Origin of the sequence: Roseateles sp. PN1, from assembly GCF_038419725.1 — a bacterium.
Lineage (GTDB): Bacteria > Pseudomonadota > Gammaproteobacteria > Burkholderiales > Burkholderiaceae_C > Paucibacter_A.
Map to the genome: position 1 here is coordinate 206,589 of NZ_JBCARA010000009.1, position 18,051 is coordinate 224,639.

An 18,051-nucleotide genomic window follows, 5' to 3' on the forward strand; every position below is an offset into this window, starting at 1 on the left:
GTATAAACAGGTGCTCTGGGGCGATTCAGTTCAGTATTGATTCATGCTGAACAAGGAGACGATCTTGCAAAGTACTAGCAGCGATCCTCGCGATGAGGTGTCGGCAGACGCTCCGTCCACGCGAACTGAAGAGTTGCGCAGCTTCCTTTTCCTGTCGGCAGTGACGGCGCCCATCCTGGCCGCTTTGCTTGTCGCTGGTTTTGGCTTCGCGGTCTGGATCTATCAGATGTTTGCAGGCCCCCCGGGGGCTTGATCGGCATGATCCACCCACGCGCTTGCCGCCAGATCCCATGAGCGAAGAACTTCACATCACCAGTCTCGTGGTGCATGCCGTGACGAGCTCGGTGGCGCAAGTCATCGAAGCCATTGCAGCCCTGCCCGATGCCCAAGTCCACGGTGTTGACGCGGCCCGCGGCAAATTGGTTGTCACGCTTGAGGCCGCCACGTCTGCGGCCATCCTGGACCAGATCGAACTGATCCGGCAGGCCCCTGGCGTGCTGACCGTCGCCATGGTCTACCAGCACACCGAATCCCTCGAAACCCTGAGTACGGAGATCAACCATGTCGACTAGACGTGACTTTGTCAGGCAAGCCGCCGCAGCAGCGGCCGGGACCGTAGCCGGCATTCCTATTGCTGTGGCGCAGGGGGGCAATGCCTATGCCGAAGCCAATAAGCTGACGTGGTCGAAGGCGCCATGCCGCTTCTGTGGGACCGGTTGCGGCGTCACCGTGGCGGTGAAGGACAACCGTGTGGTGGCCACCCAAGGCGACCCGCAGGCGGAGGTCAACCGTGGCCTGAACTGCGTCAAGGGCTACTTCCTGTCCAAGATCATGTACGGAGCGGATCGCCTGACGACGCCGCTGCTGCGCATGAAGAACGGCCAGTACGCCAAGGACGGCGAGTTCCAGTCCGTCTCCTGGGACAAGGCCTTCGACGTGATGGCCGAAAAATTCAAGGCGGCACTCAAGGCCAAAGGGCCTTCAGCCGTTGGCATGTTCGGCTCTGGCCAGTGGACCGTCTGGGAGGGCTATGCCGCCTCCAAACTGATGAAGGCGGGCTTCCGTACCAACAATATCGACCCCAATGCGCGGCATTGCATGGCCTCCGCCGTGACCGGATTCATGCGCACCTTCGGCATGGACGAGCCCATGGGTTGTTATGACGATATTGAGGCTGCCACGGTGTTCGTGCTGTGGGGCTCCAATATGGCCGAGATGCACCCCGTGCTGTGGACGCGCGTCACTGACCGCCGCCTCAGCGGCCCCAATGTCAAAGTGGCGGTGCTGTCCACCTTCGAGCATCGCTCCTACGAGTTGGCCGATCTGGAGTTGACCTTCACGCCGCAGACCGATTTGGCGATCCTGAACTACATCGCCAACCACATCATCACCACCGGTCGGGTCAATAAGGACTTCGTCAACAAGCACACCAACTTCAAGTTGGGCAATCCGGATATTGGCTACGGTTTGCGCCCCGAGCATCCGCTGCAAAAGGCGGCGAAGAACGCGGGCGACCCCAATGGCGCCAAGCCGATCAGCTTCGAGGAATACGCCAAGTTCGTCTCCACCTACGATCTGGAGTACACGGCCAAACTCTCTGGCGTGCCCAAGAATCGTCTGCTGGCTTTGGCCGAGTTGTATGCCGACCCCAAGACCAAGGTGATGTCCTTCTGGACCATGGGCTTCAACCAGCACACGCGCGGCACCTGGGCGAACAATCTTGTTTACAACATTCACCTGCTGACCGGAAAAATCGCGACGCCGGGGAACAGCCCCTTCTCGCTGACCGGCCAGCCTTCGGCCTGCGGTACGGCGCGCGAGGTGGGTACCTTCTCGCACCGCTTGCCGGCGGACATGGTGGTGACCAACCCCAAGCATCGCGCCCACACCGAAGAAATCTGGAAGGTGCCGGCCGGCACGATTCCCGACAAGCCGGGCTTCCACGCGGTGCTGCAAAACCGCATGCTCAAGGACGGCAAGCTCAATGCCTATTGGGTGATGGTCAACAACAATATGCAGGCCGCCGCCAATATGGGCAACGAGGGCTATCCGGGTTATCGCAATCCGGACAACTTCATCGTTGTCTCCGATGCCTATCCCACCGTCACCGCTGTGGCGGCTGACCTGATCCTGCCCACCGCCATGTGGGTGGAGAAAGAGGGGGCGTATGGCAATGCCGAACGCCGCACGCATTTCTGGCACCAGCTGGTGACTGCGCCCGGCGAGGCCCGCTCTGATCTGTGGCAGCTGATGGAGTTCTCCAAGCGCTTCAAGATCGAAGAGGTGTGGCCGGAGGAGTTGATTGCCAAGCAGCCCGAGGTACGCGGCAAGACGCTGTTTGATGTGCTCTACCGCAATGGCAATGTGGACAAGTTCCCGCTCTCCCAAACCAGCCCGGACTATGAGAACGCCGAATCCAAAGCTTTCGGCTTCTACGCGCAAAAAGGCCTGTTCGAGGAGTACGCGACCTTTGGCCGAGGGCACGGGCATGACCTGGCGCCCTTCGATGAGTACCACGCCGTCCGTGGCCTGCGTTGGCCGGTGGTGAACGGCAAGGAAACTCTGTGGCGCTACCGCGAGGGCACCGACCCCTATGTCAAGGCCGGCACCGGCTTCCAGTTCTATGGTCACCCGGACGGCAAGGCGGTGGTCTTTGCCCTGCCTTATGAGCCACCGGCCGAGTCGCCGGACAAGGAATTTCCCTTCTGGTTGTCCACCGGTCGTGTGTTGGAGCATTGGCACTCGGGCTCGATGACACGCCGGGTTCCTGAGTTGCATCGCGCCATGCCCAATGCGCTTTGCTATATGCACCCTGACGATGCCAAGGCCCTGGGCGTGCGCCGCGGCAGTGAGGTGGAGGTGTCATCACGGCGCGGAAAAATGCGCACCCGTGTGGAAACACGCGGCCGCAACAAGCCGCCGCGTGGGCTCGTCTTCGTGCCTTGGTTCGATGCCAGCCAACTCATCAACAAGCTCACTTTGGATGCCACGGACCCGATCTCGTTGCAGACCGACTTCAAGAAGTGCGCCGTCAAGATCACCAAGGTCTGAGCGAACAAGGAGTAGTGATCATGAACCGCATCCTTCGACACCTCGCCTTGCTCTTGTGCTGGGTCGCTTCCTGTACGGTGGCGCATGCTCAGCAGGGCCAAGCCTTCATTGATCAGGCCCGTGGCCCCACGCCACTCATGGAGACCACCAAGCCGCCCTTGCTGGGCAATGCGGTCAATGATGACCAGCGTCGCACCCGCAACTACGCCATGCAGCCGCCCATCATTCCGCACCGGGTTGATGGCTATCAGGTGGACAAGAACTTCAACAAGTGCCTGGACTGCCACGCCCGGGCCAAGACCTCGGCCTCCCAGGCCGTGCCGGTCAGCGTCACCCACTATATGGACCGTGACGGCCACATCTTGGGCCAGGTGTCCACGCGCCGCTATTTTTGCCAGCAGTGCCATGTGGCTCAGGACGTAGCGCGTCCTATCGTGCCCAATACCTTTGAGGATGTGGACACGGTGATCCAGCGCAGCCTGCAGGGCAAGGCGCCCAAGAAGTGAACGAATCGAGGAGCCTTCTGCCATGTTGAAACTTCTCAAGCGCTATTGGACGGTGATCTGTAGGCCCAGCGTCTACTTCAGCCTGGGTTTTCTGACCATTGGCGGCTTCATTGGCGGCGTGCTCTTCTGGGGTGCGTTCAACACCGCGATGGAGTTGACCAACACGGAGAAGTTCTGCACGGGCTGCCATGAAATGCGCGAGAACGTGTTTGCGGAACTGCAGAGCACCATCCACTACACCAACCGCTCCGGTGTTCGCGCCGTGTGCTCGGACTGTCATGTGCCGCATGACTGGACGGACAAGATCGCCCGCAAGATGCAAGCATCCAAGGAAGTGTGGGGCAAAGTTTTCGGCACCATCAGCACGCCCGAGAAGTTTCAGGAAAAGCGCTTGGAACTCGCGCGGCACGAATGGGCTCGCTTCAAGGCCAACGATTCGCTGGAGTGTCGCAACTGCCACAACTACGATTCCATGGACTTCACGCGCCAAAGCGTGCGCGCCCAGACCATGCACACGACCTACCTGGCCAGCAAGGAAAAGACCTGTATTGACTGTCACAAGGGCATTGCCCACCGGCTGCCGCACATCCCGCCTGGAGAAACCGCTTTGGACAGTCCTGGCCAAGCTGTGCCTCGAGGTGACGAGGGCGCCAGGGTAAATCCCGCCAAGCCCTGACGCTGTCGCTTGAATGGGCTGTGCTGGCTGCGTAAACGCTGCCCGTCTTGCCTGGAGCTGATAGAGGGGCGTTGAGCTTCCGCCCGACAAGCGCTTTCTTGTGGCCCAGCGCCGCTTCTGCGGAGTACGGCGCCAAGAGGTCAAGCTCAGGTTTGCCCGCCAGGCATGGCGAGGCTTGCATCGTCGAGACGCCTGCCTGTCTCCGCCGCTTGCCAGTTGGCGCATTGGCTGGCGGGCTGCGCAGCTCACATATGCCAATCTCGTCTGCCTCAGCTGCATGCGGATTGGCTTGGGCTTGGCGATGTGTCGCCAGAGAAGCAGCTCAATCCCAGTGGACGCCAAGCACGCGATTCTTGACTTGGGATGGGTTCAATTTTCAATAACTATTGCTACACATTTGCCACATCTTGGCGCTGCAATCGAGGCAAACTGACGTCGGCAAATCATTACGCCGCTGACTGCTGAAGCCTAAGTTCCCCCGGCGAGCCCTTAAGCAGATGGCAACAAGCGCCGCGACGAGATTCATTGCGATGCCATTGAGGCTCGCGAGTGGTGGTCGATTCCCAGTGGCGCCGGATTTGGTGCGCGGCCACTCATCGCCCAGTATCCCGGGCACCAATTAGTCCCTACGCCGTCGCGGCAAACCTTGGCACTGAGTTGCTCCATGACTTGCTGAGAAATATCAGCAAGCGATTGACGCGCCAATCGCAAAACCGAGCAAGACCGAAGTCGTTCAACCGGAGAGTTCATGAGTACGAATCTTGTCACTATCGGCAGTTATGGCACTTTGGTCGCTGCATCACTGGTTTTGCTGTTCGGCCGCTTTCTGGTTGAGAGAACGGCGCCGCTCAAGGCCTTCACCATTCCCGAGCCGGTTGCTGGCGGTTTGGTCGTCGCTTTGCTGATGCTGATGGTTCAGCAAATCACGGGAGTCAGTGTCAAGTTTGATACCACCATACAGACGCCGCTGATGTTGGCCTTCTTCGCCACCATCGGGCTCTCAGCCGATTTATCCAGCTTGCGTGCTGGCGGTAGCGTCATCATGAAGTTCCTCTTGGTGGTACTGGGTCTATTGCTGATGCAAAACATGATCGGCATCAGCCTGGCCAAGGTGCTGGGGCTGGATGGTCATCTTGGTCTTTTGGCAGGCTCGATTTCTCTCTCGGGTGGCCACGGCACGGGCGCGGCTTGGAGCAAGGTGTTCAGCGAGCAGTTTGGAATTGCCGGCGCCACCGAGTTGGCCATGGCGTGCGCCACTTTCGGCCTGGTGCTGGGCGGCTTGATTGGCGGCCCGGTCGCCAAGCTTTTGCTCAAAAAGGTGGCCTCGCCAGGAGCGCAACACAATCAGGATCGCGACCCCGGCATGTTTGAGGAGCCGCAGGCGACGCGCCTGATTACGGTGAACTCATTCATCGAATCCCTGGCGCTGATCGTTCTGAGTATGGCTGGCGGCAATATCCTTGCCGAAGCCTTGCAGGGCACCCCGTTTGAGCTGCCCACTTTTGTTTGCGTTCTGTTCAATGGCGTCTTGCTGCGAAACATCTTGTCCGGCCTGGGTTGGTACGAAGTGTTTGACCGTGAAATTTCGGTCTTGGGCAATGTGAGCCTGGCGCTGTTTTTGGCAATGGCCTTGATGAGTTTGCGCCTGTGGGAACTGGCCAGTTTGGCCCTGCCCATGCTGCTGATTCTTTTGGTGCAAGCAGGCGCCATGGCGGCCTATGCCATCTTCGTGACTTTCCGCGTGATGGGTAAGAACTACGATGCCGTCGTTCTGGCCGCCGGCCACTGCGGCTTTGGCCTAGGCGCCACGCCCACTGCGATTGCCAATATGCAGGCGGTCACCCATCGCTTTGGCCCGTCCCATCTGGCCTTCATCGTCGTACCGATGGTCGGTGCATTCTTCATCGATATTGCCAATGCCATCGTCATCAAGCTGTTCATGGCACTGCCCATCTTCTGAGCGGAAGGGACTGGTGTTTTGAGCCGGGCGCAGCTGTTGCAGCCGTGCAGGCGGCGATCGGTGTGATGGACGCTTTGCAGGCCCTGCGATCCCAGCAGCTACGATCCGGGCTCAGCAGTTTTTGAATGCCATTGAGTCATCCCCGCCTATGCCCACCGCTCTCATCTTCGACCTTGACGGAACTTTGATCGACACCCTGGGCGACTTTTGCGTCGTGCTGAACCGGGTCTTGGCCGAGTTGGCCTTGCCGGCCGTGACACGCGACTTTGTCGAGCTGACGGTCGGGCAGGGCAGCGAGCATTTGATCCGCAGCACTTTGGCGCATGTCGGTGGTGATGCCGACTTGTATGAGTGCGCCTGGGCCGCCTACCAGGCGCATTACGCCGCCATCAATGGCGAATTCTCGGCCGTTTTTCCCGGTGTGCTGGAAGGCTTGGAAAAAGCCAAGCAACTGGGCTTGCCGCTGGCCTGCGTCACCAACAAGCCGGCGGCGTTTGCCAAGGACTTGCTGCGCCGTAAGGGGCTTGCTGGCTACTTCAACGAAGTCTTCGGCGGCGACAGCTTTGCGCGCAAAAAGCCCGATCCCATGCCACTGCTGAAAACCTGTGAGGCCTTAGGGACCTTGCCCGGCGACACCTGGATGATTGGCGACTCCAGCAATGATGCCAAGGCGGCAGCTGCTGCGGGCTGCCCCGTGGTTTTAGTCAGTTATGGCTATAACCATGGAGAACCCATTCGCGCGGTGCCGGCCCACCAGCATGTGGACCGGCTGGATCAAATCAGTTACGGCCCCGTGTCTCACGTTTGACGCCCATCAGCGCTTCTTTGAGTGCTTGATCGGCTGGCGACTTGCCCAGCCAGATACGCAAGAAGGCCGAATAGAACTCGGGCTCGCGGATCGGCGTACCCTGCACCTTGCCGTTGAGTTGAATCACCGAGCCGGTGCCGGGGATGTAGTCGACCGAGAAGTGCTCGCCCACTGCCAGGCCCTTGCGGCTGGAGAAGATTTCACCCACGCGCAGCACGCCGTTGATGGCCTTGCCGAATTCTTCACGGGTGGCGTTTTGCTCCATGCCCTTGGTGAACAGTCGGCCCAGCTCGGCGGCATCCACCTCGCGCAACATGGTCAGGTGCAGGCGCTTGGGAACATTGCTGTTGAGCGCCGTATCGATGTCATCGGTCTTCTTGCCGAGGTAGAGTCCTGCGGTATAGACCTTGAAGACGGCCTTGTAGCGCACGCCCGCGCCATTGAGTTCGATCATATTGCCGTTGACGTTGACGGGGCTCTCGTACTTCACCCCGGCCACTTCGACCGTCTCGGCATGTAGTGCCGGGCTGGCCAAAGGAAGCAGCAGGCCCAAGGCTGCGGCGATCAAAAAAACACGCATGCTGTATCTCCTAGTCTAGTTATGGCTGTGGTCTGGGTGATGTGGCGCACAGCTTGGGCTTCTTTGCTTGCCCAGCTGCGGAGTATCTGCCAGCGATGTGCCTCGTTCCTCATTAGGAACTGCGATTGGGCGACACACGGCGTTACATATTTCACCAATCGCGGCGCCTATTGCTCGGAAATTGCTTGGAAATAGTGCCCCGGGCGCGTACCGGTGACCAACACTCTGCCCCGTCGCCGCAGATGCTTCATGGCAGGGAACGCCATTCGCTTGGCTGAGCCGTGGTCAGTTTCGCATGCGCTCTTGCCGCGCAAGCAGGCGAAATGGCGGGCTTGGCGGCGGCATTTTGGCTGTCATTTGCGCCGCACGAGGCGCTGCTACACTGGGCTCATGTTCATCACGCGCAAGCACATCAAAGGGTCGCATGACCGGGGAGCCTGGCCCTGGCGTCGTCACTCGCACGTCTTCAATCGCTGAAGCCGCTTGATGCTGCATGACCGGTTGCCTCTCACTCCAATGAGTGACGCGGCCGGCGCGAAACCTGACCTGAGCCCATGTTGGCGAACCGGTCGGTCGCGTGAAAAATTCGCTGTCAGCCAAGCGCCCTGAATCCAGCGGCGCGCCCCAAACCCTGCATGGTCGGGCCGCCGTTTCCCTTCCTTCAAAGGGTTTCGTGATGACTGAACTTGAATTCAAAAGCCTGGCTGCCCAAGGCTTTAACCGCATTCCGCTGATCAGCGAAGCCTTCGCTGACCTGGAAACCCCGCTCTCGCTCTACCTCAAGCTTTGCGCCAGTGGCGCGGGCGGCGGTAAGAACAGCTTTTTGCTGGAGTCGGTGGTGGGCGGCGAGCGCTTCGGCCGCTATTCCTTCATCGGCCTGCCGGCCCGCACGGTGCTCAAGAGCCACGGCCGCATCACCGAGGTGACGACCGATGGTCAGCTGACCGAGCGCCACGAAGGCGACCCGCTTGCCTTCATCGAGGCCTACCAGAAGCGCTTCAAAGTCGCGCTGCGCCCCGGCATGCCGCGGTTTTGCGGAGGCCTGGCCGGTTACTTCGGCTATGACGCGGTGCGCTATATCGAGCCCAAGCTGGCCAAGACGGAAAAGCCCGGCGGGCTCAACACCCCCGATGTGATGCTCTTGCAGTGCGAGGAGCTGGCCGTGATCGACAACCTGTCGGGCCGGCTCTATCTGATCGTCTACGCCGACCCGGCTCAGCCTGAAAGCTATTTCCGCGCCCAGAAGCGCCTGACCGCTTTGCGTGACCAGCTGACCTATAGCGTCAGCGCGCCGCAGGTCAAACGCGTGCAGTCGCATCCCGTCGAGCGTGAATTTGCCAAGGCCGACTATTTGGCCGGCGTACTCAAGGCCAAGGAATACATTGCCTCGGGCGATGCGATGCAAATCGTCTTTGGCCAGCGCCTGCGCAAGCGCTATACCGAGTCGCCGCTGAGCCTGTACCGGGCGCTGCGTTCGCTCAACCCCAGCCCTTACATGTACTTCTACGACATGGGGGACTTCCAGATCGTCGGCGCCTCGCCGGAGATTTTGGTGCGCCAGGAGGCTTGTGCTGCTGGCCAGCAGACGGTGACCATTCGCCCCTTGGCGGGCACCCGCCCGCGCGGCGCCACCACCGAGCTGGACCACGCGCTGGAAGCCGAACTCAAGGCCGACCCTAAGGAGCGCGCCGAGCACCTGATGCTGATCGACCTGGCCCGCAACGACCTGGGCCGCATTAGCGAGACCGGCTCGGTCAAGGTCACCGATGCTTTTGCGGTGGAGCGTTACTCGCATGTCATGCACATCGTTTCCAATGTGGAAGGGCAGCTGCGCCAGGGACTGAGCAGCATGGATGTCTTCCGTGCCACTTTCCCGGCGGGCACCCTGAGCGGCGCCCCCAAGATCCGCGCGATGGAAATCATTGACGAGCTTGAGCCCGTCAAGCGCGGCATCTACGGCGGCGCTTGCGGCTACCTGAGCTTTGCCGGCGATATGGACCTGGCCATCGCCATCCGCACCGGCATCGTGCAAGACCAGACCCTGTATGTGCAGGCGGCGGCCGGCGTGGTGGCCGATTCGGTGCCGGAGCTGGAATGGGCCGAAACCGAGCACAAGGCCAGGGCCTTGATTCGCGCAGCCGAGTTGGTGGAAGAGGGGTTTTGATATGTTGCTGATGATCGACCATCGACATTGCAATCCATTTTTGTCCAAAGTCGATGGTCTATCACTCCTAAGTCATTGAAATTAAATAAGTACTTGTAAGTTTTTGTGCGCACCTATCCGCGCACAACCGATTGTTTTGGGGGTATCGTAGGGGGTATTGAAATCCAACCTCCGGCATACCCCCAATCGTGAAGTACGCACTCACAGCCACTGCGGTTAAGAACGCCAAGCTCCCTCCTGACAAAAAGCAGCTCAAGTTGGCTGACGGCGGAGGGCTGTATCTCCTGCTAACAGCGACAGGCAGTCGGCTATGGCGATACAAGTACAGACTCGCTAAGGAAGAGCACACATACGCCATTGGGGCCTACCCAGAAATCTCCCTGCAGCAAGCTCGGGAAGAGCACAGCAAGGCGCGGGAGGTCGTAGCGAGTGGAGGGCATCCTCGGGCGGTGAGAGAGCAGTTGAAGCTGCAGAAATTGCAGGAAGGCGCGGACACTTTTGAGTACATCGCGGAGGAGTGGATTGCCAAGCGAAAGGTGGCGTGGTCGCCGTATTACCTGTCGCAGATTCGACGGGCAATGGACAAGGATGTATTTCCGGCCATTGGTGGCATGCCAATTCGGCAAGTGACGCCATTGCATCTGCTTGCCTTGATCAAGAAGGTCGAAGCGCGTGGCGCGGAGGTTGTAGCCGAGAACATCCGCCAACTCGCGTCGCAAATCTTTCGTTTTGCGATCTTGAATCTGCGTGCGGACACGGACCCAGCTGCCGCATTGAAGGGCGTGGTGCAACGACCGAAGATCAAGCACAACATCCCGTTGAGTCCCTCGCAAATCTCGGACCTGCTCCTTCGGCTCAAGAAATCAGGCGGGAATCGCACGACAAAGCTTGCGATTGAATTGCTGCTGTTGACATTCGTCCGCACCGTTGAATTGCGAAAGGCTCGATGGACGGAGTTCGACATCGAGGGCGGGATATGGCGCATCCCGGCTGAGCGCATGAAGATGGGTGTGGAGCATCTCGTGCCACTTTCATTGCAATCAATTGCACTATTGAAGGAACTGCAGGCGATAACCGGAGGCAGCCCTTGGCTGTTCCCCAACTATCGACGACCGGACGACTGCATGACGCCAACGACCATAAATCGCGCGTTGGAGCGCATGGGTCTCAATGGGGCCGGAACTATCGGCTTTGCGGCACATGGTTTTCGGGGTACTGCATCCACACTGCTTCATGAGTGGGGGTTTCGGCATGAGGCCATCGAGCGGCAACTCGCGCACAGCGAGCGAAATAAAGTCAGTTCGGCGTATAACCAAGCACAGTATCTGGCTGAGCGAACCCAGATGATGAGTGCGTGGGCCTTGAAAATTGATGAATTACGTCAAGAAAAGAAGGCGGAAATCGAAGTATTGGCTACTTGAATTCCGATTTTCGGGATTATTTTGGATTTGATTAGACTTCTTCTTACGGATTCGGCGTAGTTAATACGACAGGTGCCGCCGCTCAAAGGAGAAGGTAATGATCAATAGTGGTAAATCGAAAACTGAAGTAGTTCGCCAAACACATACTCGCGCGAGGGATCTTAAGAACATTGACCTTGATAAGCCTGGGAGGCTGCGTGTCGGGCATCTACTGACCATTTTCAGCGTCTCCCATTCCACGCTGTATTCGCACATAAAGACAGGCGTTCTGCCCGCACCTGACGGACGTGACGGGGTACGCCCATATTGGCATACCAGAACCGTAAAGCGATGCCTGGATGCTGAGTCAGCTTCCAACTCGCAGGGAGGTTGCAAATGAGCTTATGGGAGAAAGAGAAAGGAACCGGCGGTAAGCTCCTGATCCTAAAGGCCTATGTCCAAATCGCGGAAGGCCTAGTGGGTGGTGCACTGTTGTCGCAAATCGTGTATTGGCATCGTCCCAATGCTTCTGGCGAATCGAAATTGAAAGTCAAAAGGCATGATCGGTTCTGGATTGCAAAGGACCAAAAAACTTGGTGCGAAGAGTGCTTCATTTCACCGGCGCAGTTCGGTCGAGCTCGACGGAAACTTCAGTCAATTGGGCTGATCGAAGTTAGGTCGATGATGTTTCATGGGTGCAAGGTGTTGCATATTGCTTTGAATATGGCCGAGCTTGAAAGCCTTGTTGATCAGCAGCTGCATCAATCGGAGCTAGCCGAAAGCATCTAAACGCTACGCTGTTTCGCCGTGTCAGCTCACACAAATCGCATCTTTTCGTGTCGGTCAGACGAACTGCGACATCGGGTTTCGTCAGAGGTGGACCTCGGGTCTAATCAGAGGTCCGTCTTGCTCTAATGGTGAAACCGGATCTCATTGTTTTGATGAAATGGTATTAAAGAGAGTACATAAGGAGATTAAATGAATCGCTTTAGCGAGCGAGCTAGCTCACTCGCAAATGAAGCGACAAGAGGTCATGGGGAGTCTGAGGTCGATATACACAGTAGCCAGGGAAATTTCTGGAATACCAAAACATCTATCTTTGCAGTATCTATTGACATGTAGGTGTCAGGTACTACGCTCAATTTGTGAAAACAAATTGTGAGAATAAATGATGTCTGTGTTGTATCTGACGAATTACGACTCTGCAGGACATGTGGAGGAGTTGGAAAGTAAGGTGGGCCGATTTCAAGTGATACTTGGGAAGTTGCCTAGTACTTCAGATAAATGGCTTCTTTCAAGTGCTTTGCAGAAGTCGATTCGTAGAGGGCATATTGAGACCGCAGTTTCGGTCGCCACAAAGTTGCTGGAAATCGATCCGGCATATTTGCCACGACGCTTGCCCATCATTGCCGCCGAAGATGTAGGCATTGGCGGCTTAGAGGTCTGCCACGACGTATTTGATATGTGTGGATCTTCGAAGTGGTGGCGGACTGGGGCGGCGCAGACTGTGGCGTTTCTTGTTTCGTCATTGGCGGCCGCCACAAAGTGCCGTGCGGCTTGCGATGCGCTTTGTCTTGCTGCGGTTCAACAAGATGCTAACCAGCTACTCCCCCGTCTGCTGGCGCAGCCGAGTGATGGCCTTATTGGGGTGGCAGCTGACCGCCAGAGGCCGTGGCTAGAACGCGCTTTAGCACTACGCGTCCTAGGAGGGATCTCCGAGCGAAATGGCGGAACCTATCGAGTGTTGAGCAAGTGCAATGTGCCTGCGCTCAAATTGGTTGGTGCAGAACTGGCGATGCCGCCCTTGGTTCTCGCACTTATGGCCAAGCAGGCAAGATCTGGGGGGCTCGCTGCGTTCTTACCCCTTGCTGTTGAGGCTGCTGGCGAGAGCCGCCGGGTTGCACTCGGAAGCGCTTGCCCTGACTCTGATCAGTTGTTCGAAGGGCTTCCACTTTGCGGAGTGGACATGTTTTCAGAACTTGGACGGTCGGCTCTGCGGGAGTTTTTTCTTTCCCCCAATATTCGGCGATTCACGGCCCAACACTGCTGGGCGCGGAGCCCGGTACGAATGCTCAACATGGCAATGTTCCATGTCGAGTCGTCAAATTTGGATCGATACCTTTGCTCAGATGGCCTGAGCCGCTTGACCGCTGAGACTGAGACTCAAGAGCTTTTACAACTTGGCTTAAGCTCGGCAGAGAGGCGACAAGAGCTGTACGCTCTTCTGCGTTCTGAGGCCGAAGCGCTCGCTCAAATTCGGATCTTTAGGCTTCGAGCTTCCCACCACCAGTTGGATGGGGTGAAGGGAAGCTACGGTGGTCTGTCGTGAGCTCCGGCTCCTATGCCGTTTCAGGAGCGACGCAACTCCTCAACTTTGGCAGCTTTACTAGCGGTAACACCCAATTCTCACTACCAATCCGTGTGGATGCTTTGGGCCGCGTCGAAGTCGCTGAGGTTGCCGTGCAATCAATTGCACGGAACGAAGATGATCAGGCCGTCATGCGGTACGTCGAAGCTGCGACTGCAAATGCAACTCGCAAGGCCTATCAGGGCGATCTCAGGGATTTCTTGGCTTGGGGCGGCCTCATTCCATCTACGCCAGAAGTGTTGGCCGCCTATGTCGCTGCGAGATCTCAATTGCATGCTCCGGCAACAATTCTGAGGCGGATGATTGGGATCGGGCGAGCACACACCAGCTTAGGCTTTCCCGATCCGGCAAAAGCAGATCTTGTGAGGACTGTGCTTCGCGGATGCCGTCGACTGCATGGCAAACCGCAACGTCAGGCGGCGCCGTTGCTGAGGCAAGATTTGTTTCCTATTCTTGAGCAGATGAGCGGCATGAGGGGGCTACGTGATCGTGCCTTGCTTTTGCTTGGATTCGCTGCTGCATTGAGGCGTTCCGAATTGGTCGGGCTAGACGTTGAACATTTGGAGTTCGTCCCCGAGGGGTTGCTTGTGCACCTGTTGCGAAGCAAGACCGATCAATCAGGCTGCGGTCGAAAAATAGCCGTTCCATTTGGGAGGACTGCTGCATGCCCAGTGAAAGCAGTGTCGAACTGGATGGCCGCAGCGGGTATTGGGTGTGGCCCGCTCTTCCGGAGTGTCAGTAAGGCAGGTGCCGTTTCTGCTCGTAGGCTTTCCGATCAGTCTGTCGCGCTGATCGTCAAAAGAAATGTGAATGTTATCGGTCTGCCGAAAGTGGCCTACTCCGGGCACAGTTTGCGGTCAGGTCTGGTCACCTGTGCGGCGCAACTCGGCGTTGGATTGATGAAAATTCAAGAGCAGACAGGGCACCGAAGCTTGAACATGTTGAGCCGCTATGTGCGTGACGCGAATGTCTTTGAGAACAATGCTGCTGGTTGTGTTCTTTGATTCAGGTCCGCTCTGGTTTGTGCAATCAATTGCACAGGAGCGGCACCCTACTTCGCCGAGGCAGAGGATGGCGTGGGGCTGTGGCGCTGCTGAGCAAGCAGTCGTCGCTCAACATCGCTCAACAAGTCCGATGGCAATATCTCTAGGGCTTCGCATAGGCCGAACAGCATTCGTACGCTGGGGCTATTCCGTCCTAATTCAATCAATGACACGTAGTTTCGGTTCACGTCGGCCTCAAGTGCAAGCCGCTCTTGACTCCACTTCTTGCTCTGCCGAAGGCTGCGCAGAGCTAGTCCGAATGCCTGATCAGTGTCCAAAAAACTCTACCTAATAAAGTAGGTAGAGGTTCACTTTTTACTGATGGCGAGTCTTCCTAATATATGCGGCAGAATGAATCAACTAACAGGGGGTGAACATGGCGTTGTTGGCTTGCAGAGAGTGTGGGAAAAAGATCAGTGCCGAGGCAACTGTGTGTCCGCATTGCGGCGTTCCTGATCCATCGCGTGGCAAGGTTGTGGCTCCTAAGGCTGTGGTGCCGAAAAAGCCTATGAACAAGTATTTGAAGTACGCCCTGTGGATTATGTGCATTTGGGTTGTATTGGCTGCAATGGTCGATGGCAGCAAAAAGCACGCGGCAGGGAAACAGCAAGCAGTCGCTCCAGTGGAAGAGCCGGTGAATCGCTGTTTCGAGCGGGGGTATTCGATAGCCTCTGCTTATGTAAATAATTTACAGGGGGCGACCGAAGCTGGAGTGCTTGCGTCGGAGATGATGGCGAGGGGATGTGCTGAGGTCAGCGCCACAGAAACGAGCACAGATTGCCGTGGGCAATGTGAGGCCGGGTTCAAGCACAAAGCAAAAACCTGGCTCAAGCAATGAGGCTGTATGCCTTGTGATGGAGATGCGCTCACATTCCCCTTCCTTCGTCAAAAAAATCGCGCTACGGGGCGATCCAGTGTGCCTAGCGACTGGCGAATGGGCCTCACCCATTGCACCGAATGAATGGAGTCATATGCGAATAGCGATCTTCCGATTTGTGCTGGCGTTTTCTGCGCTCTTGGTGGGTGGAGGAGTTGCTGCCCAGCCGTACAAGTGCACGGTAAATGGAAAAGTGGTTTACCAAGACGCAAAGTGTGACGGCGGCGTCAATGTCAACGTTTCCGGGGCAGGCGCCGCCGACTTCAACTCGCCAAGTGCGCAACTTGTGCGGCGAGAGTTGGAGGCTGCCCATCGCGAGAAAGTGATTGGAGACGCGATGCGAGACGGCAGAGTCATCGTTGGGATGACTGCCGAGGAGGTCGTTCGCGTCTGGGGGCGGCCCACCAAGATCAATCAGACAATTACCGCGTCGGTGGTGAGCGAGCAGTGGGTCTATCGGCGCGAAAAAATTGGCGATGATCAGTACGTCTATCTGAGCAATGGCTTTGTTCGCACTATTCAGACGACTAGATGATCCAGAGCGCCCAGTTCCCTTTGTCAATTGTTCTGTCGCCCTGTGAGTCCCGCATATGAGCATCCTCAGAGTTCTCATCGTTGCGTTGGCCTTCGTCGTTTCGGGTGTGGCTGCCACTCCCGAAATAGAGGATGCAGAGGTTGCAACTGAGTTGGTGCGGGCACTTCAAGGGCACATGATCTCCACGTTCGCGTGCCAGAACTTCCTTGGTGGACTTGGTCGTTATCGAGCGGCGAAGCGTCTTGCTGTGGAGACGCATGTGAGTCTGACAAATGATCGAAATGCGGCAGTGCTCGCCGTAGCCAAGTTTGAGAAACAAATCAAAGCGACAAAGTCAAATGAGCGGATGGTCGAAAAGTTCAAAAAGATGAATTTGTCGTATCTTGATAGTGTTGGAACCTGTGAGGATCTAACTGCTCAAACATACGGTGAGGTGGAGGTTCTGCAGGCCCGATTGGGGCTTCTTTAAAAGGCGAAAAGGCAGCGTGAGGGTGATTCCTATTTCATGAATCAACAATTGATTTTGATGTCGAATCAGATGAGGCCGGTTTGAAAATGAACCTTGCAGCAGTGACCTGTCTCCTACCGGTTTTTGAGGGGCTTGATCGCGAAGCTGACGAGGAGAGCGTTTCTTTTGCCTGTGACCGACTTCGCAACGCTTTATCTGAAATAGACGGCTTCATTCCATTCGATTGGCCATCTTGGTGCGACAAGGCATTCGGGTTCATGCTGAGTCCATCACTGATACAAGAAGCTGATCTGGCGACGATTTTCAAATTGATCACCTTCCATTTTCGTCAAAATCGGTTTGTTGACGGTCATCTCGAAGAAGTAGTTCGCACTGGTTTAATTCTCAGAGCTCTCCGCCGAATTCATGAAGTTGACGGGGCATCTCTTGGCTGGCGATCGGTGCAGGTTGGTTGCTAGATTGTTTCAAGGCGGCGCTCGTGCATTCTGCCTATGCAACTCCTCCCGGATTTTCGATCTTTGGGATTTATGTACAGTCGGGCAACCATTCTTTGAGGATTAGCATGGAACACAAGCGAACCATTACTCTGCAGTGCCCTACCTGCGGCGGATCTGATTTTGAAAACGGGTCAAGTAACGATCCGACCGCGTTACTAGAGTGTGTCTCCTGCCATCGCACTACTTCGCGGGATCAGCTTATCGATGACAACGCCGAAAATATTGAGCACCAAAAGCAAGAGCTAACTCAGGAAGTTGTTGGGGGTTTGAAAAAGGACTTCGAGGCAACGCTTCGGAATGCGTTTCGTGGTAGCAAGAATCTGAAGATCAAATGAGCGTTAATTGGGGCGACATCCCCGCCTACTTAGCGCTCTGTCTATCCATCGCATCCCTTGGCATCACATTCGGGTTCAATGGGCGGCAAAGAAAGTTCTTTGAAAACCAAGAGCTGCTTAACAAGCAGATGATGCGGCAAATCGATGATCAAGCCAAAGAAAAGAGGCAAGCCGATCTAGGTGCGCGTATCGTCAAACAAGGCAATGGTAATCGCTTAAAGGTATTCAATTCAGGAAAGGCGCCTGCACGTCATGTCCGCATGGAGATCCTTGATGGGAGCGAGATGTTGATTGCCACTGAGGTTAGTGAGAAATTTCCGGTTGACCAAATTGATCCTGGTAGTGGCATTGAACTAATAGCCATAACTATGTTAAGTGGGCCTCGCAAGGTAAAAGTTAGATTTCTTTGGGAGGATGATCACAGTGCACAACAAGAGAAGATCGCCACAGCGCATGCGTGAGGTCATGTTCACCCGCTCTTGGCTCGACTTTGTTGGCTGCGCTCGTCGTGGTCATCGGTGTGAGTGAATGTGTCGCTTCGCGCTCCTCATGGATTCTGGACGGCGGGCTGTCGTCTTCGGCTAGCTCGAAATTGTCTGCAAGCTAGAATTGCTTGCATGAAGCGTGACTCTGAAAAACGGACCTTCCTGCTCTGGCGCTGGTGGCGTTAGCCATCAAATTTGCGCATGCCCCTCAGTTCCCGTTTCCCCGAACGGGCAACAAATAGTTGAGGGGGTACTTGAGGGGGTATCCGTGAGTTTAATTTCGATGGGAATCGAAAA

At 56.7% G+C, this 18,051-nt stretch carries 20 protein-coding genes; 18 read left to right on the forward strand and 2 right to left on the reverse strand.

Annotation, left to right across the window (positions count from 1 at the left end; all coding sequences use genetic code 11):
- Positions 1–97 precede the first annotated feature (97 nt).
- The 7 genes from napE (at position 98) to gph (ending at position 7,001) form a co-directional block, all read left to right on the forward strand.
- Positions 98–253, forward strand: coding sequence for a periplasmic nitrate reductase, NapE protein (napE, locus tag AABB87_RS15370; protein ID WP_058722530.1), 156 nt, complete (start codon positions 98–100; stop codon positions 251–253).
- Positions 254–290: 37 nt separating this feature from the next.
- Positions 291–572: a chaperone NapD gene (locus tag AABB87_RS15375; RefSeq protein WP_341972064.1), complete on the forward strand. Its 282-nt coding sequence runs from the start codon at positions 291–293 to the stop codon at positions 570–572.
- Positions 562–3,051 (forward strand): periplasmic nitrate reductase subunit alpha, encoded by a 2,490-nt coding sequence (napA, locus tag AABB87_RS15380; RefSeq protein ID WP_341972065.1) that lies wholly within the window; start codon positions 562–564, stop codon positions 3,049–3,051. The genes AABB87_RS15375 and napA overlap by 11 nt, the downstream gene beginning before the upstream one ends.
- Positions 3,052–3,071: 20 nt before the next feature.
- Positions 3,072–3,557, forward strand: a complete 486-nt coding sequence (locus tag AABB87_RS15385; protein WP_341972066.1) for a nitrate reductase cytochrome c-type subunit — start codon at positions 3,072–3,074, stop codon at positions 3,555–3,557.
- Positions 3,558–3,579: 22 nt separating this feature from the next.
- On the forward strand, positions 3,580–4,233 hold the full coding sequence (locus AABB87_RS15390; protein ID WP_341972067.1) for a cytochrome c3 family protein: 654 nt from the start codon (positions 3,580–3,582) through the stop codon (positions 4,231–4,233).
- Between the two features lie 748 nt (positions 4,234–4,981).
- On the forward strand, positions 4,982–6,193 hold the full coding sequence (gene gltS, locus AABB87_RS15395) for a sodium/glutamate symporter (RefSeq protein ID WP_341972068.1): 1,212 nt from the start codon (positions 4,982–4,984) through the stop codon (positions 6,191–6,193).
- A gap of 148 nt (positions 6,194–6,341) precedes the next feature.
- Positions 6,342–7,001: a phosphoglycolate phosphatase gene (gph, locus tag AABB87_RS15400; protein WP_341972069.1), complete on the forward strand. Its 660-nt coding sequence runs from the start codon at positions 6,342–6,344 to the stop codon at positions 6,999–7,001.
- Here gph and AABB87_RS15405 read toward each other — a convergent pair.
- Entirely contained in the window at positions 6,973–7,581 is a 609-nt protein-coding gene (locus AABB87_RS15405; RefSeq protein ID WP_341972070.1) for a chalcone isomerase family protein, read from the reverse strand. The genes gph and AABB87_RS15405 overlap by 29 nt on opposite strands.
- A 673-nt stretch (positions 7,582–8,254) precedes the next feature.
- On the opposite strand from AABB87_RS15405, the gene trpE reads away from it, so the two are divergent.
- The 5 genes from trpE (at position 8,255) to AABB87_RS15430 (ending at position 14,517) form a co-directional block, all read left to right on the forward strand.
- Positions 8,255–9,745 carry an anthranilate synthase component I gene (gene trpE / locus AABB87_RS15410; RefSeq protein WP_341972071.1) on the forward strand — a complete coding sequence of 497 codons (1,491 nt, stop codon included), beginning with the start codon at positions 8,255–8,257 and terminating at the stop codon, positions 9,743–9,745.
- Between the two features lie 188 nt (positions 9,746–9,933).
- Complete coding sequence (locus AABB87_RS15415; RefSeq protein ID WP_341972072.1) at positions 9,934–11,166, forward strand: tyrosine-type recombinase/integrase; 1,233 nt, start codon at positions 9,934–9,936, stop codon at positions 11,164–11,166.
- A 375-nt stretch (positions 11,167–11,541) separates the two neighbouring features.
- Positions 11,542–11,934, forward strand: a complete 393-nt coding sequence (locus AABB87_RS15420; protein WP_341972073.1) for a hypothetical protein — start codon at positions 11,542–11,544, stop codon at positions 11,932–11,934.
- Positions 11,935–12,313: 379 nt separating this feature from the next.
- Positions 12,314–13,474, forward strand: a complete 1,161-nt coding sequence (locus AABB87_RS15425; protein WP_341972074.1) for a hypothetical protein — start codon at positions 12,314–12,316, stop codon at positions 13,472–13,474.
- Positions 13,471–14,517, forward strand: a complete 1,047-nt coding sequence (locus AABB87_RS15430) for a site-specific integrase (protein ID WP_341972075.1) — start codon at positions 13,471–13,473, stop codon at positions 14,515–14,517. The genes AABB87_RS15425 and AABB87_RS15430 overlap by 4 nt, the downstream gene beginning before the upstream one ends.
- A 47-nt stretch (positions 14,518–14,564) precedes the next feature.
- Here AABB87_RS15430 and AABB87_RS15435 read toward each other — a convergent pair whose 3' ends face one another.
- Positions 14,565–14,834 (reverse strand): helix-turn-helix domain-containing protein, encoded by a 270-nt coding sequence (locus AABB87_RS15435; protein WP_341972076.1) that lies wholly within the window; start codon positions 14,832–14,834, stop codon positions 14,565–14,567.
- 230 nt (positions 14,835–15,064) lie between these two features.
- Between AABB87_RS15435 and AABB87_RS15440 the strand changes: the two genes are divergently transcribed.
- The 6 genes from AABB87_RS15440 (at position 15,065) to AABB87_RS15465 (ending at position 17,730) form a co-directional block, all read left to right on the forward strand.
- Positions 15,065–15,394 (forward strand): hypothetical protein, encoded by a 330-nt coding sequence (locus AABB87_RS15440; protein WP_341972077.1) that lies wholly within the window; start codon positions 15,065–15,067, stop codon positions 15,392–15,394.
- A gap of 133 nt (positions 15,395–15,527) precedes the next feature.
- Positions 15,528–15,968, forward strand: coding sequence for a hypothetical protein (locus tag AABB87_RS15445; RefSeq protein WP_341972078.1), 441 nt, complete (start codon positions 15,528–15,530; stop codon positions 15,966–15,968).
- Between the two features lie 55 nt (positions 15,969–16,023).
- Complete coding sequence (locus AABB87_RS15450; protein ID WP_341972079.1) at positions 16,024–16,437, forward strand: hypothetical protein; 414 nt, start codon at positions 16,024–16,026, stop codon at positions 16,435–16,437.
- 86 nt (positions 16,438–16,523) lie between these two features.
- A complete protein-coding gene (locus AABB87_RS15455) occupies positions 16,524–16,895 on the forward strand; it encodes a DUF6508 domain-containing protein (RefSeq protein ID WP_341972080.1) in 372 nt (123 codons plus the stop codon).
- Between the two features lie 104 nt (positions 16,896–16,999).
- On the forward strand, positions 17,000–17,269 hold the full coding sequence (locus AABB87_RS15460) for an ECs_2282 family putative zinc-binding protein (protein ID WP_341972081.1): 270 nt from the start codon (positions 17,000–17,002) through the stop codon (positions 17,267–17,269).
- On the forward strand, positions 17,266–17,730 hold the full coding sequence (locus tag AABB87_RS15465; protein ID WP_341972082.1) for a hypothetical protein: 465 nt from the start codon (positions 17,266–17,268) through the stop codon (positions 17,728–17,730). Before AABB87_RS15460 ends, AABB87_RS15465 begins: the two co-directional genes overlap by 4 nt.
- Positions 17,731–18,051 lie beyond the last annotated feature (321 nt).